The 15,031-nt window shown below is 63.2% G+C and carries 14 protein-coding genes; 12 read left to right on the top strand and 2 right to left on the bottom strand.

The window, feature by feature from the left end; genetic code table 11:
- The first annotated feature begins 59 nt into the window (after positions 1 to 59).
- The 3 genes from B0E55_RS27505 to B0E55_RS27495 are packed head-to-tail and all read left to right on the top strand — an operon-like array spanning position 60 to position 2,263.
- Positions 60 to 1,061, top strand: coding sequence for a thiamine-phosphate kinase (locus B0E55_RS27505; protein ID WP_080910899.1), 1,002 nt, complete (start codon positions 60 to 62; stop codon positions 1,059 to 1,061).
- A gap of 9 nt (positions 1,062 to 1,070) precedes the next feature.
- Positions 1,071 to 1,592 carry a gamma carbonic anhydrase family protein gene (locus B0E55_RS27500; RefSeq protein WP_007729328.1) on the top strand — a complete coding sequence of 174 codons (522 nt, stop codon included), beginning with the start codon at positions 1,071 to 1,073 and terminating at the stop codon, positions 1,590 to 1,592.
- Positions 1,592 to 2,263 (top strand): uracil-DNA glycosylase, encoded by a 672-nt coding sequence (locus tag B0E55_RS27495; RefSeq protein WP_020907272.1) that lies wholly within the window; start codon positions 1,592 to 1,594, stop codon positions 2,261 to 2,263. Before B0E55_RS27500 ends, B0E55_RS27495 begins: the two co-directional genes overlap by 1 nt.
- Positions 2,264 to 2,329: 66 nt before the next feature.
- Here the strand turns inward: B0E55_RS27495 and B0E55_RS27490 are convergent, their stop codons facing one another.
- Together B0E55_RS27490 and rpmB are read right to left on the bottom strand one after the other, a co-directional pair.
- Positions 2,330 to 3,124 carry an enoyl-CoA hydratase-related protein gene (locus tag B0E55_RS27490; RefSeq protein WP_019747947.1) on the bottom strand — a complete coding sequence of 265 codons (795 nt, stop codon included), beginning with the start codon at positions 3,122 to 3,124 and terminating at the stop codon, positions 2,330 to 2,332.
- Between the two features lie 131 nt (positions 3,125 to 3,255).
- Positions 3,256 to 3,447: a 50S ribosomal protein L28 gene (gene rpmB, locus B0E55_RS27485; RefSeq protein ID WP_003942669.1), complete on the bottom strand. Its 192-nt coding sequence runs from the start codon at positions 3,445 to 3,447 to the stop codon at positions 3,256 to 3,258.
- A 333-nt stretch (positions 3,448 to 3,780) separates the two neighbouring features.
- Between rpmB and B0E55_RS27480 the strand changes: the two genes are divergently transcribed.
- The 9 genes from B0E55_RS27480 to rnc all read left to right on the top strand — a co-directional run bounded on the left by B0E55_RS27480 (position 3,781) and on the right by rnc (position 15,025).
- Complete coding sequence (locus B0E55_RS27480) at positions 3,781 to 5,490, top strand: DAK2 domain-containing protein (RefSeq protein ID WP_020907273.1); 1,710 nt, start codon at positions 3,781 to 3,783, stop codon at positions 5,488 to 5,490.
- Between the two features lie 73 nt (positions 5,491 to 5,563).
- Positions 5,564 to 7,825: an ATP-dependent DNA helicase RecG gene (gene recG, locus B0E55_RS27475; protein WP_029255116.1), complete on the top strand. Its 2,262-nt coding sequence runs from the start codon at positions 5,564 to 5,566 to the stop codon at positions 7,823 to 7,825.
- Between the two features lie 120 nt (positions 7,826 to 7,945).
- Positions 7,946 to 11,350 (top strand): pyruvate carboxylase, encoded by a 3,405-nt coding sequence (locus B0E55_RS27470; RefSeq protein WP_080910869.1) that lies wholly within the window; start codon positions 7,946 to 7,948, stop codon positions 11,348 to 11,350.
- Complete coding sequence (rsmD, locus tag B0E55_RS27465; RefSeq protein WP_003942746.1) at positions 11,347 to 11,913, top strand: 16S rRNA (guanine(966)-N(2))-methyltransferase RsmD; 567 nt, start codon at positions 11,347 to 11,349, stop codon at positions 11,911 to 11,913. The genes B0E55_RS27470 and rsmD overlap by 4 nt, the downstream gene beginning before the upstream one ends.
- Positions 11,910 to 12,404, top strand: a complete 495-nt coding sequence (gene coaD, locus B0E55_RS27460) for a pantetheine-phosphate adenylyltransferase (protein WP_003942776.1) — start codon at positions 11,910 to 11,912, stop codon at positions 12,402 to 12,404. The genes rsmD and coaD overlap by 4 nt, the downstream gene beginning before the upstream one ends.
- Positions 12,405 to 12,535: 131 nt before the next feature.
- Complete coding sequence (locus B0E55_RS27455; RefSeq protein WP_003942696.1) at positions 12,536 to 13,297, top strand: DivIVA domain-containing protein; 762 nt, start codon at positions 12,536 to 12,538, stop codon at positions 13,295 to 13,297.
- A gap of 189 nt (positions 13,298 to 13,486) precedes the next feature.
- Positions 13,487 to 14,047, top strand: coding sequence for a YceD family protein (locus tag B0E55_RS27450; protein WP_080910868.1), 561 nt, complete (start codon positions 13,487 to 13,489; stop codon positions 14,045 to 14,047).
- Between the two features lie 2 nt (positions 14,048 to 14,049).
- Positions 14,050 to 14,232 carry a 50S ribosomal protein L32 gene (gene rpmF, locus B0E55_RS27445; RefSeq protein ID WP_007729318.1) on the top strand — a complete coding sequence of 61 codons (183 nt, stop codon included), beginning with the start codon at positions 14,050 to 14,052 and terminating at the stop codon, positions 14,230 to 14,232.
- A gap of 19 nt (positions 14,233 to 14,251) precedes the next feature.
- On the top strand, positions 14,252 to 15,025 hold the full coding sequence (gene rnc / locus B0E55_RS27440) for a ribonuclease III (RefSeq protein ID WP_019747952.1): 774 nt from the start codon (positions 14,252 to 14,254) through the stop codon (positions 15,023 to 15,025).
- Positions 15,026 to 15,031: the final 6 nt, after the last annotated feature.

The raw sequence follows: 15,031 nt of genomic DNA, 5'->3' as shown, positions 1-15,031 counted from the left end.
ACAGCTAGAAGGTACCGCAGGCCGCTTACGAGCGAATTGCGTCGGCATTGGAGACACTCATCGCATCATCGGGGTTCGGGTCAGAGCACACTGTCGAGCAGGTGGGGGAGTTCGACGTGATCGCGCGATCTCTGGTCGGCCGAATCCAACCGGTCACCACCGAATTGGGGCCGGGTGACGATGCCGCGATCGTGACGTCCGGAGACGGCCGTGTGGTTGTCTCTTCCGACATGCTGGTCGAAGGTCGGCATTTCCGAATGGATTGGTCTTCGCCACGCGACATCGGCCGAAAGGCAGTGGCACAGAACGCTGCGGATGTCGTCTCGATGGGAGCGCGGCCGACGGCATTCACCGTGTCTCTGGGGTGCCCGCCTTCGACTCCGGTCGACGTGATCGACGCAATCTCCGCGGGAATCTGGGACGCGGCAACCGATCTGGGGGCCGGTGTGGTCGGCGGTGACCTGGTCCAGTCGCCGGTGGTCGTGGTGTCGGTGACCGTGCTCGGCGATCTCGGTGGCCGTCCGGCAGTTCTGCGTTCGGGAGCAAAGATCGGTGACAAGATCGCGGTCGCCGGGTTGTTCGGTTGCTCGGCAGCAGGGTTGGCTCTACTGCTCGACGAAGCCGTATTGCTCGACGAAGCCGAAAGCTTTCCAGACTTGCTTGCCGCTCATCGTGTTCCGAATCCGCCGTATCAATCGGCATGGGACGCCGCAGAATCAGCACATTCCATGACGGACGTATCCGACGGATTGATCGCGGACCTTCGACATCTCGCAGCGGCCTCGCACGTGCGGTTCGACATCATCTCGGCCGCGGTTCCCACCTCACTCGATGTCGCATCGGCGGCCGAGGCGCTCGACGTCGATCCGCTGGACTGGATCCTCTCCGGTGGTGAAGATCACGGATTTGCAGCAACTTTCGGGCCTGAGGTCGAGATTCCGTCGGGTTGGACTGTGATCGGTGAGGTTGTGGCCGGTTCCGGCGTGAGCGTCGACGGTTCGCTTCGCGAGAGCGGTGGGGGCTGGCACAGCTTTTCGACCACCGGCACCACCGCGGTATAGGTTGCTTTCATGGCTGTATATGCACTTGGAGACAGAGTTCCGGACATTCATCCGGACGCATACGTTCACCCGGACGCGGTGGTGATCGGCGCCGTGACTCTCGCGGCGGGCACCTCGATCTGGCCGCAGGCGGTATTGCGTGGTGACTACGGAACCATTTCGGTGGGAATCGGATCCAACATCCAGGACGGAACTGTCATCCATTGCACCGCCATCGATGCGACCGTCATCGGTTCCGGTTGCGTCGTGGGCCACAACGCGCACATCGAGGGGTCGACCATCGAGGACCACTGCCTGATCGCATCGGGATCCGTGGTTCTCAACGGAACGGTGATCGGGACGGGGTCGATCGTCGCCGCGGGTGCGGTGGTGGCCAACAAGATGCAAGTTCCCCCGCGCAGCATGGCACTCGGTGTGCCCGCCAAGGTCCGTGCGGGATACGAAGTTCCGCTCGGCCACCTCGACGGAAACGTCAAGATGTACGCAGCCAATGCGGCGTACTACCGCGACGCGTTGCGCAGGCTCGACTGATGGCGCCGCTTGCAGAGATCGTCGATCCAGGGTGGGCGCGGGCACTCGAACCGGTCTCGGAGCAGATCTCCGCGATGGGTAAGTTCTTGCGCGAAGAGATCGCTGCGGGACGGGAGTATCTGCCTGCGGGAGAGAACGTCTTGCGTGCATTCACGAACCCGTTCGACGACGTTCGGGTGCTCATCGTCGGTCAAGATCCCTATCCGACGCCCGGTCATGCTGTCGGGTTGAGCTTTTCGGTTGCCCCGGACGTGCGGCCGGTTCCACGAAGTCTCGGTAATATCTACAAGGAGTATCACCAGGATCTCGGGTTGCCGATACCGCCGAACGGCGATCTGACGCCGTGGTCGAAACAAGGTGTGCTGCTTCTCAATCGCGTACTCACCGTGCAGCCGGGTCAAGCCGCTTCTCATCGTAAGAAGGGCTGGGAGCCGGTGACCGAGCAGGCTATCCGCGCTTTGGTGGCGCGGTCGTCACCGATGGTGGCGATCTTGTGGGGTCGTGACGCGGCCACTCTCGCGCCGATGCTGGGCGACACACCGATCATCGAATCAGCGCACCCGTCACCGCTTTCGGCTTCGCGCGGCTTCTTCGGTTCGCGCCCGTTCAGTCGTGCGAACGAACTCTTGACCGGACTCGGGGCCGACCCGGTCGACTGGAATCTGGGCTGATCGAACTGCGCCTGCACTCACCTGGCATGCCGAACGTCGTGACACGACATTCGGCATGCCAGCTGACTAGGCCTGCTTTGCGGAAGTGAAATCGGGGCGACGCTTGTCGACGAATGCGTCGACACCCTCGCGCCCGATCGGGCTGTTCGCCGCGAGGGCGATGGACGCAGCCTCGGCGTCGAGTTGCTCGGCGAGCGAGTTCGTCCGTGACGAACGCAGCAGCGCTTTGATTCCCGAGTACGACGTGCTCGGCCCGTTGGCCAAGGCGCGTGCGAGGCGAGCTGCCTCTTCCTGGACCTCGTCGTCGCCGACGAGTCGGGTGAGGATCCCCAGCCGGACGGCTTCGTCGCCACCGATCACCGAATCGTTGAGAAGAATCTCGCGAGCGCGTGCCACGCCGACGATGCGGGGGAGTGTCCACGACATTCCACCGTCCGGGGTGAAACCGATGGAGGGGTACGCGGGGCGGAGCTTGGTGCCGGTGCCGCCGATTGCGACGTCGGCGAGGCAGACCAGGCTCATTCCGGCGCCGGCAGCCCATCCGTGGACCCCGGCCACCACTGGAGCGGTCGCGGCGTCGAGCGCGCGAACGAACACGTGGAAGACACGGGCAACCTCGGCGACGTACTCGCCGCGGTCAGGGGCTGCGGCGAACGCACGGACGTTGCCGCCGGCACAGAAGTTTGCGCCTTCGCCGACCAGAAGGATGCTCCCGATGTCGTTTCCGACTGTCTCGAGCGCCTGCGCGCCCTGAACCAGTCCTTCGTCGTCGAGGGAGGTGCCGTTGGCGGCGGTGGAAATGGTGATGCGGAGTACGCCCTCGTCGAGGGTCACTTTGCTCAGGTCATCGATGGAAGTCACTCAACGCACATTACGGGTGTCGGACAGCCATACGAAACACGGGGACACATAGATACAGACACATAGAAACAGCTCTGCCCCCGTCACCGAAGTGACGGGGGCAGAGCCTGCAATAGTTTGTGCTCGGGCAATCAGCCCCGAGCGACCTTGCCTGCCTTCAGGCAGGAGGTGCACACGTTGACCTTACGGGTGTTACCCGGGGCAACCTCGGTACGAACAGACTGAATGTTCGGGTTCCAGCGACGATTGGTACGCCGGTGCGAGTGCGAGACCGACTTACCGAAGCCGGGCCCCTTGGCGCATACGTCGCAGACGGCAGCCATAGTCGCGAACTCCTTGTTAGAAATGAATATTGAAGTGGTTACCCTACACGGTAGGGCAGCCAGAATTACAATCCGAATATACTCGACTTCGAACCGATCCTTGACCGCTCACTGTGCAGTCGAACGTGAAAACAGTCAATCAGCAACAAACAAAGTGCAGCATTATTTCGTGTAGCCCGTTCGAGGCAACCGTGTAAGAGTAACCGCTTCCGGCCCGAATGGCCAAACCGCCCGGTAATGACGGTTGCGCAGAAGCGTCGGACTACCCTCGACTGCACCGATCACCGATCTCTTTTTCATCGTCAGTCTGTCCATCGTGGAGGGGAACCGTCAGTGGGGGAAGTGCAACGCGTCGCCGAAGAAGCGGAATCCGTCGCGGACGGACATCTGCTGCGGCGCTGGGCCCGCCGGGCGGTCGACAGCCTCCAGAAACGTCGCGGTGAGATCAACAGCCTCAACGTCTTTCCCATCCCTGATTCGGATACCGGCACCAACCTGTTGTTCACGATGCGGGCCGCGCTCGATTCCGCCGAGACGATCGAGGACGACGTCCGCAGTGCCGGCCGCGTCGCGAACGCGCTGGCTCGGGGCGCGGTGTCCGGTGCACGCGGTAATTCCGGAGTGATCCTCTCCCAGGTGATCCGGGGTATCGCGGAGAGCGTTCAAGGCGAGCACATCGACGGCCGGAGCTTTGCGAACTCACTGACCACGGCGACGGGACTGGCTTCTCGGGCTGTCTCCGATCTGGTGGAAGGCACCATCGTCACGGTTCTGCGCGCGTCGGGTGAGGCAGCGCAGGAGTGCGTCGACACCAAGACGCCGAGCGGCGAGGACCTTGCTTCCGTGGTTGCCGCCGCTGCCGATGCGGCTGCGATCGCGCTGAACAAGACCCCGGAGCAACTGGACGTTCTGGCGTCGGCCGGGGTGGTCGATGCCGGGGGATTCGGTCTGGTTCTGATCCTCGACGCTTTTGTCGAGGTGGTGACCGGGAAGTCGCAGGTTCGCGAGGATCTGGGGACGCCGGACCCGAGGTCGAGCGCAGTTGTCGACGTCAGCGCATTCGATCACGATTGGGCTCACAAGAGCCCGATCGAATGTGGTGATCACTCGGAACAGGATTTCGAGGTCATGTACCTCGTCGACGACTCGGACGACGATCGCATGACGGCGCTGCGCACGCGGCTGTCCGTCCTCGGAGATTCGACGGTCATCGTCAGCGACGGCTTCGGTGGCTGGTCGGTGCACGTGCATTGCTGCGATGCCGGTGCAGCCGTCGAAGCCGGCCTCGAAGCCGGGAAGGTCCACGGTATTCGCATCAGCAGTTTTCTCGTCGACGAACGCGACCAGTTGGTGGCACGGGCGGAGAGGCGATTCCCGGGTGCCGGTGCCCGCGGCGTTCTGGCCGTCGTTGCCGGTGAGAGTGCGGCGGCGTTGTTCGAGAGTGAGGGTGCGACGGTTCTTCGGTGCGACGACGCGCCGGTGACACGTGCGCAACTGCTCGGCCGCATTCGTCAGATGGAGCGAAGTGAAGTTCTGGTGCTGCCGAACGGAGCCTTGACGGCTCAGGAACTGGTCGCAGTCAGTGCCGCTGCACGCGATCCGCTTCACCAGGTTCTGCTGCTGTCGACATCGTCGATGGTTCAGGGCTTGGCCGCACTTGCCGTTCACGACGCTCAACGCAACGTCGCCGACGACGGCTTCACGATGTCCGAGGCGGCGGCTGCGACGCGCTGGGGATCATTGCGAATTGCGGTCGAGCGTTCGCTGACGTACGTCGGGACGTGTGATCCGGGTGACGCGATCGGTCTGATGGGGCACGAGGTGGTGCTCATCGGTCCCGACGTCGCGGAGTCGAGTGCGCGACTGGTCGACCTCGCGCTCGGATCCGGTGGCGAACTCGTGACCCTACTCATGGGCGCCGACGCGCCGGACGACCTGGCCGGGCAGCTCGAGGCGCACGTCATCGCGCACCATCCGGGCGTCGACGTGCTCGTCTATCAGGGTGATCAGCCGGGTGACCTGTTCCAGTTGGGTGTGGAGTGATCGAACCGGGTCTGTCGGTGACTACTGATATACGAACACATGTGCTTACCGCGACACTGTGCTGGAGGAACTGATGGCGACGCTCGCCGACCCACTCGATCGGCTGCTGGGAAAGAAGACCGCGGACGCGCTCGACGAGGCATTCGAGATTCGGACGGTCGAGGACCTGCTGCGTCACTACCCACACCGGTACGCGTCGGCAGGCAAGGAACTTGCCGAGAAGGAGCCGCCCGAAGGTGAGCACATCACCATCATCGCGCGGGTGGCGTCGGCGGCGGTCGTGAAGATGAAGAACCGTCCGGGGCAGATGTTGCGAGTATCGCTCGCGACTGATTCGCAGACCGTCGACGTCACGTTCTTCAACCCGCAGAAGGTGCGGCACGTCATCAAGCCCGGCGTGCGCGCGATGTTCTCCGGGACGGTGAAGTACTTCCGCGGCAAGTGGTCTCTCACCCACCCGAGCTACCTGATTCTCCCGGAACCTCGTGTCGGCGAGGAGGATTCGGTAGTGCCCCTCGCATCCATCAAGGGGGCCGGTGACCTTGCCGGTCTGGCTCGCGCAAACCAGGATCCCGGCGCCGAACTCGATCTGTCCGTCTTCGACCGCGCATTGATCCCGCTGTACCCGGCGACCCGCGAGGTCGAGAGCTGGACCATCATGCGGTGCGTGCGGCAAGTGCTCGATCAACTCGATCCGATCGAGGAGCCGTTGCCCGCCGAGACTCGGGCCGAGCACGGATTCATCGGTTTGGACGAGGCACTGCGAACCGTTCACCTCCCGGATACCAAGGAGGACATCGAACGATCTCAAGATCGTCTGCGTTTCGACGAGGCGCTGTCTCTGCAGTTGGTTCTCGCGATGCGTCGTCACGACAATTCCGAGCGTGTGGCGCCGGCCTGCGCTCCGGTTGCCGGCGGGATCGCGGATCAGTTCGAGGAGATGCTCCCGTTCACTCTGACGGAGGGACAGCAAGCAGTCGCGGAGGAGATCTCCAGCGACCTCGCCCGCCCACACCCGATGAGCAGGCTTCTTCAGGGCGAGGTCGGGTCAGGCAAGACCATCGTGGCTCTGCGCGCGATGCTGCAGGTCGTCGACGCCGGTTATCAGTGCGCGTTGCTCGCACCGACCGAGGTCCTGGCAAATCAGCACGCGCGATCACTGCGCAAGATGATGGGCCCGCTGGCCGCAGGCGGTGAACTCGGTTCGGCCGAACATTCCACCCGTATCGCCCTTCTGACCGGCTCGCTGCCGGTCGCTGCGAAGCGCGCAGCGCTGCTCGAAGCCGTGACCGGCGACGCCGGGATCGTCATCGGTACCCATGCGCTCATCCAGGACAACGTGGAGTTCTTCAACCTCGGCATGGTTGTCGTCGACGAGCAGCACCGCTTCGGCGTCGAGCAACGTGATCAGTTGCGATCACGAGCGCGTGAAGGTCTGAGTCCGCATCTGCTGGTGATGACGGCAACGCCGATTCCGCGAACCATCGCCATGACGGTGCTCGGCGACCTCGAGGTCTCGACCCTGCGGGAACTACCGCGTGGGCGAACCCCGATCAAGAGCAGCGTCGTGCCCGCGAAGCAGAAGCCGCAGTGGGTGGATCGCGCATGGGAACGAATCCGTGAGGACGTTGCCGCTGGTCGTCAGGCGTATGTCGTGTGCTCACGCATCGGCGACGGTGAGCAGGGTGCAGGTGAGGACCAGTTCACCGAGGAGAAGCAGCCCGAGACCAAGTCGGCAGTCGACGTCTTCGAAGAGCTGTCGAGTGGCCCGCTGGCCGATCTGCGAGTCGGGTTGCTGCACGGTCGACTGCCTTCCGACGAAAAAGACGTCGTGATGAGCGCGTTCAACGTCGGTGACATCGACGTCCTCGTCTGTACGACTGTCGTCGAAGTCGGTGTGGACGTTCCGAATGCGACGGTGATGGTGATCGTCGACGCCGAGCGGTTCGGCGTCAGTCAGCTCCACCAACTACGTGGACGAGTCGGTCGAGGCAAGCACCAGGGACTGTGCATCCTCGTCACCGGAAGCAATCCCGGCGGACCGGCGTACGAGCGGCTCTCGGCGGTGGCAGCGACCAACGACGGGTTCGAACTGGCGCAACTCGACCTCGCGACCAGACGTGAAGGAGACATCCTCGGTGCGGCGCAGTCGGGCACAACCTCGAATCTGAGACTGCTTTCCCTCATGGCCCACGGAGACATCCTCGAGTCCGCCAGGGAGTTCGCTCAGGGAATCGTCGACTCCGATCCGTCGCTCGAGGATCATCCCGCCCTCGCTTCCATGGTGACCGCTGCCCTGGACTCCGACCGGATCGAGTACCTCGAGAAGTCGTGACGGGTATGACGACAAGCTGAAATCGAATAGCGCGAGGACCGCCGGGTTGGTTTCTCGATTCAGTCCGAAATATGAGACTCCGCATGTAGACGCAAGATGAAATCGGGGTAGTTTTCTCGAATGTTCTCCAAAGTGCTCGTCGCGAACCGCGGCGAAATTGCGATCCGTGCCTTCCGCGCCGCCTACGAACTAGGTGCCGGAACCGTCGCGGTGTTCCCGTACGAGGATCGGAACTCGATCCACCGTCTCAAGGCAGACGAGAGCTACCAGATCGGGGAGAAGGGTCACCCCGTTCGGGCGTATCTCTCAGTCGAGGAAATCGTCGCCGCCGCCAAGAGTGCCGGAGCCGACGCCATCTACCCCGGTTACGGCTTCCTTTCCGAGAACCCGGATCTGTCGGCGGCGTGCGCCGAGGCAGGCATCAAGTTCGTCGGCCCGTCCGCCGAGATCCTCGAGTTGACCGGTAACAAGGCTCGGGCCATCGCAGCGGCAAAGGCCGCCGGTCTCCCCGTGCTCGCGTCCTCGGAGCCGTCAGCGGACATCGACGAGTTGCTCGCGGCCGCCGAGGACATGACCTTCCCGATCTTCGTCAAGGCCGTTGCAGGCGGCGGTGGACGCGGAATGCGTCGCGTTGCGGAGCGCTCACAGCTCAAGGAATCGATCGAAGCCGCAGCGCGCGAAGCGGAATCGGCCTTCGGCGATTCGACGGTCTTCCTCGAGCAGGCCGTCATCGACCCCCGGCACATCGAAGTGCAGATCCTCGCCGACGAGCAGGGCAACGTCATCCACCTCTTCGAGCGTGACTGCTCGCTGCAGCGTCGCCACCAGAAGGTGATCGAGCTTGCTCCGGCGCCCAATCTCTCGGAAGAGTTGCGCGCCAAGATCTGTGCCGACGCCGTCGCCTTCGCGAAGGAGATCGGGTACACGTGCGCGGGCACCGTCGAGTTCCTCCTCGACAAGCGCGGCAATCACGTCTTCATCGAGATGAACCCGCGAATTCAGGTGGAGCACACCGTCACCGAAGAAGTGACGGACGTGGATCTGGTCCAGTCGCAGCTCAAGATCGCGTCCGGTTCTACGCTTGAAGAACTTGGTCTGTCACAGGACACGATCAAGCTTCGCGGCGCGGCGCTGCAGTGCCGCATCACCACGGAGGATCCGGCCAACGGATTCCGCCCGGACACGGGCCGCATCACCGCGTACCGCACCCCGGGCGGAGCCGGTATCCGCCTGGACGGCGGCGCCACGCTCGGAGCCGAGGTCGGCGCGTACTTCGACTCGATGCTGGTCAAGCTCACCTGCCGTGGTCGTGACCTCGAAGCCGCTGTCGCGAGGGCTCGCCGCGCGGTCACCGAGTTCCGCATTCGTGGCGTCTCGACCAACATCCCGTTCCTGCAGGCGGTTCTGGACGACCCGGACTTCCGTGCCGGACGCGTGACGACCTCCTTCATCGAGGAACGTCCTCAGCTGCTGACTCTGCGTTCTTCGGCAGACCGCGGCACGAAGATCCTGACCTACCTCGCGGATGTGACGGTCAACAAGCCTCACGGTGAGCGGCCCTCGGCGGTGTACCCGCAGGACAAGCTGCCCAAGATCGATCTCTCGACGCCTCCTCCTGCCGGTAGCCGTCAGCGACTGCTCGAACTCGGACCCGAAGGTTTCGCGAAGGCACTGCGTGAGCAGAAGGCCGTCGGCATCACCGACACCACCTTCCGTGACGCGCACCAGTCGTTGTTGGCCACGCGAGTTCGAACCAGCGGACTGCTCGGAGTAGCCGGGCACGTTGCGCGGTTGACGCCGGAACTGCTCTCGATCGAAGCCTGGGGCGGCGCGACCTATGATGTGGGACTTCGCTTCCTGCACGAGGATCCGTGGTACCGGCTCGCCGCACTCCGCGAGGCGATCCCGAACATCTGCCTTCAGATGCTTCTTCGCGGCCGAAACACCGTGGGCTACACGCCGTATCCCGAAAAGGTCACGCGCGCATTCGTTCAGGAAGCCACCGACACCGGTATCGACATCTTCCGAATCTTCGACGCGCTCAACAACGTCGACCAGATGCGGCCCGCCATCGACGCGGTGCGTGAAACCGGAACGGCCCTCGCGGAGGTTGCGCTGAGCTACACCGGTGATCTGTCGGATCCGAACGAAACTCTGTACACGCTCGACTACTACCTGAAGTTGGCCGAAGAGATCGTTGATGCCGGCGCTCACGTGCTCGCGATCAAGGACATGGCAGGCCTGCTGCGCGCTCCGGCAGCTACCAAGCTGGTGACGGCGCTACGCAGCAACTTCGATCTGCCGGTTCACGTTCACACGCACGACACTCCCGGTGGACAGTTGGCCACGTACTTCGCAGCGTGGCAGGCGGGCGCCGACGCAGTCGACGGTGCTTCCGCGGCACTGGCCGGAACCACCAGCCAGCCTGCGCTCTCGGCCATCGTCGCCGCTGCCGCGCACTCCGAGTTCGACACCGGACTGAACCTGCAGAACGTGTGCGACCTCGAGCCGTACTGGGAGGCGCTGCGAAAGGTGTACGCGCCGTTCGAATCCGGACTGCCGGCGCCGACGGGTCGCGTGTACACGCACGAGATTCCGGGCGGCCAGCTCTCCAACCTCCGGACGCAGGCCGTTGCTCTCGGTCTCGGCGACCGGTTCGAAGAGGTCGAAGCCAAGTACGCCGACGCAGACCGCATGCTCGGGCATCTCGTGAAGGTGACGCCGTCGTCGAAGGTCGTCGGCGACCTCGCGCTCCATCTTGTCGGTGCCGGCGTGCCTTCGGAGGAGTTCGCCGCAGATCCGGCGAAGTTCGACATTCCCGACTCCGTGGTGGGCTTCCTGCGCGGTGAACTCGGTACGCCTCCCGGTGGTTGGCCGGAACCGTTCCGCAGCAAGGCACTCGAAGGACGTGGCCAGGCCAAGCCGGAAGCGACGTTGTCCGCTGAGGACGAGGTGCTGCTAGAGGGCTCGTCGAAGGACCGTCAGGCGACGCTGAACCGTCTGCTGTTCCCCGGCCCGACAAAGGAATTCCTCGAACACCGCGAGAAGTACGGTGACACGTCGCGGCTTTCGGCGAACCAGTTCTTCTACGGTTTGCGGCGCGGCGACGAGCACCGGGTCGAGTTGGCTCCCGGCGTGGAGCTGATCATCGGTCTCGAGGCGATCTCCGAGCCCGACGAGCGCGGCTACCGCACTGTCATGTGCATCCTGAACGGCCAGCTGCGCCCGGTCTCGATCCGCGATCGCTCCATTGCCAGTGACGTACCGGTGGCGGAGAAGGCCGACAAGAACAACCCGGGCCACGTGGCTGCACCGTTCGCGGGCGTCGTGACGCTCGCGGTCAAGGAAGGCCAGAAGATCGAGGCCGGCGACACCGTGGCCACGATCGAAGCGATGAAGATGGAAGCGGCGATCACCTCGCCGCGCGCCGGCGTCGTCTCGCGGATCGCGATCAGCGCCGTCCAACAGGTCGAGGGCGGAGACCTGCTGGTAGTCGTCTCGACGGGGGAGAGCGCCGCAGAGTGACACGCATCATCTCGGGACTCGCGGGCGGTCGACGCCTGCGAGTCCCGCCGAGCGGCACCCGTCCGACGTCGGATCGGGTTCGTGAGGCGCTGTTCAGTGCTCTCGAAGCGCGCATCGATCTCGAAGGGTGCGCGGTTCTCGACCTCTTTGCGGGTTCGGGTGCTCTCGGCCTCGAGGCGCTCTCGCGGGGAGCCGAGCACGTTGTTCTCGTGGAATCCGATGCCAAGGCTGCTGCCGTCATCAAGGCGAACATCGGCACTGTCGCGTTGCCGGGGGCGACGGTTCGCGCCGCTCCGGTTGCGGCCGTGGTCTCGGGTCCGAGTGCGCGTGAATACGACATCGTGATCGCGGACCCACCGTATGCGGTAACCGACGAGGCCGTCGTGTCCATGCTCGCTGATCTGCAGGCCAACAAATGGGTGGGGGAGGGCACGATCGTGGTACTCGAACGATCGTCGCGCTCGCCGGAGACCGTGTGGCCTCAGGGCTACGAGCCGATCAAGGCCAAGAACTACGGTGAAGCCCGCATCGAGCTGGCCACCTGCTACGGTCTGGACTCATGACTGGCGCCGTCTGCCCCGGATCCTTCGACCCTGTGACCAACGGTCACCTCGACGTAATCGGAAGAGTTGCTGCGCAATTCGACGAGGTCGTGGTCACCGTGCTGATCAACAAGAGCAAGCGTGGCATGTTCACGATCGACGAGCGGATCGAGATGCTCGAAGACGCGACGAGCCACCTGCCCAACGTTCGCGTCACGTCGTGGCACGGATTGTTGGTCGACTACGCGAAACAAGAAGGCCTCAGCGCGATCGTCAAGGGTCTGCGCGGCGCGAACGACTTCGATTACGAGCTGCAGATGGCTCAGATGAATCAGAAGCTCACGGGCGTCGACACGCTCTTCGTTGCCACGAACCCGACCTACAGCTACCTGTCGAGTTCTCTGGTGAAGGAAGTTGCGACCTTCGGCGGCGACGTCTCCGACATGCTCCCGGCCAAGGTGCATTCTCGGCTACTCGCGCGTATCGCCGAACGAGCAGCCGAAAACAGCTGATCCCCGACACACCGACCACGACGACACCCCGTTGGCCGTTCTTCCGGCAAACTTGGACAGGAACGGGCACAGGTCCGAGTGGACCGGTGACGATGTGGGCCGATTTCGGCCGGTAGAGATTGGGGTTGCTTGTGTACCGCGTATTCGAGGCACTGGACGAACTGGTCGCAATTGTCGAAGAGGCGCGCGGTGTTCCCATGACCGCAGGGTGTGTTGTGCCTCGCGGTGACGTACTCGAGCTACTCGACGACGTCCGGGACGCAATTCCGAGTGAGCTGGACGACGCTCAGGACGTCCTCGATCATCGCGACAAATTGGTCGGTGACGCGCGAGCAAACGCCGAGAAGACGGTCAGCAGCGCCAATGCCGAGGCAACCTCGACTGTCGAGAACGCACGCGACGACGCCGACCGGATTCTGTCCGATGCCAAGGCTCAGGCCGATCGCATGGTTGCCGAAGCACGCGCGCACGCCGATCAGTTGGTCGAGGACGCCGAAGCAGAAGCGGAACGGACCGTCACCGACGGCCGTCGTGAGTACGAGGCCGTCACCGGACGGGCGCGTGCCGAGGCCGATCGGATGATCGAGTCCGGCCAGGCCTCGTACGAACATTCAGTGGCGGAGGGAACGGCGGAGCAGGCTCGTCTGGTGTCGCAGACCGAGGTTGTCCAGTCAGCTCACGCGGAATCCGCGCGAGTGATCGACGCCGCTCATGCCGAGTCCGACAGGATGCGTTCGGAGTGTGACCTGTACGTGGACACCAAGTTGGCCGAGTTCGAAGAGTTCCTCACCGGAACGGTTCGATCGGTCGGGCGTGGTCGTCAACAGCTTCGAACGGGTTCGGGAGTCCCCGACTACCAGGACGACGATCGTCGTTCGGAGCGTCGTCGCTAGAGCGAACGAGACAGTCGAGGGTGGGTCGTCCGATATGGGGCGGCCCACTTTTTCGTGGACGGAATTGGGATTTGCGTTGTAGCTGCCGTATTGTGGAGTGGTTGCCCATACCAGTTTCAACAGTTAGGTGAGTTCTCTTTGTCAACGCATCGTCGTAGTTCGTCGCATCAATCAAGTGATGCGGGATTTTTGCTGGACACGGTCAAGCTCGGTCGTCGTCCAGGGTCGATGCGTACCGTCGAGAGAACAATTCAGTCCCCGAACCGTATCGGTCTCGATCTGATCGCGATCGAAGCGGGCGCGGACATAGATCTCGATCTTCGTCTCGAAGCAGTGTCCGAAGGCGTTCTCGTCACCGGAAACGTGCACGCACCCACCAAGGGTGAATGCTCGCGGTGCCTTGAACCTTTCACCGACACCGTGGACATCTATCTCACGGAGTTGTTCGCTTACCCGGACAGCGCCACCGAGGAGACGACGGAAGAGGGAGAGGTCTACGCGGTCGAAGACGACGAAATCGACCTCGAACCGGTCATCGTCGATGCAGTCGGTCTGGCGCTTCCGCTCCAGCCTCTGTGCAGTGACGATTGCCTGGGATTGTGCTCAGAATGTGGCATTCGCCTGGCGATTGCGGAATCTGGGCATGGGCATGACATACTTGATCCTCGCTGGGCTGGTCTCGCGGCCAAATTTGGCGTGGAATCAAACACCAGCGAAAATCTTGTGATCACCGAAGCCGAGGAGAAGTAGAAGTGGCTGTCCCCAAGCGCAAAATGTCGCGATCCAACACGCGGTCGCGTCGTAGCCAGTGGAAGACCACTGTGCCCACCCTCGTTACCTGCCCCAACCGTGGCTGTGGCGAGCAGACCCTTCCCCACATCGCATGCCCGTCATGCGGTACTTACAAGGGCCGCCAGGTAACCGCTGCTGTCTAGTTCTCCCCGGAGAAAGACTATGACGAGCGAAAATACAGTTTCAGCCGCCGGCGGCGAGGGCAATCACGACAAGCTCCTCGCCGCTGTCGGCGTAGATATAGAGCCCGGTCTTCTGACCCTGGCTCTCACGCACCGCTCGTACGCGTACGAGAACGGCGGTCTGCCCACGAACGAGCGCCTCGAATTTCTCGGGGATTCCGTTCTCGGCGTCACGGTGACCGAAAATCTTTATCTGTCCCACCCGGACAAATCCGAAGGTGATCTGGCGAAGATTCGTGCCAGCGTGGTCAACATGCATGCACTCGCCGAGGTTGCCAGGACTCTGGGTGAAGGTGGACTCGGAGCTCACCTGCTGCTGGGTAAGGGCGAGGAAATGACGGGCGGCCGTGACAAGCCGTCCATCCTCGCCGACGGTATGGAGTCGATTCTCGGCGCCATACACCTGCAGCACGGCATCGATACTGCGAGACGTGTTGTTCTCGATCTGTTCGACGATCTACTCACTCGCGCACCGCTTCTCGGCGCGGGTCTGGATTGGAAGACGAGTCTGCAGGAACTGACCGCAGAACACGGTGCCGGAGTTCCCGTCTACGAGATCACCGCTACCGGACCCGATCACGACAAGGAATTCACGGCCACAGTTCTCATCAGTGGCAAGCCCTTGGGCGTCGGTGTCGGTCGTTCCAAGAAGGAAGCCGAGCAGAAGGCAGCAAGTTCGGCATGGAAGACGATGTCGGAGAATGCCGCTGCTAGCGCAGTCGCTGCTGACAACCCGTCTGATCTCGCCGGCTGAGTTCAC

The sequence above is a fragment of the Rhodococcus sp. 66b genome, from assembly GCF_002076325.1.
Classification (GTDB): Bacteria; Actinomycetota; Actinomycetes; order Mycobacteriales; family Mycobacteriaceae; genus Rhodococcus_F; species Rhodococcus_F erythropolis.
This window is presented reverse-complemented; position numbering and strand designations above follow the sequence as displayed.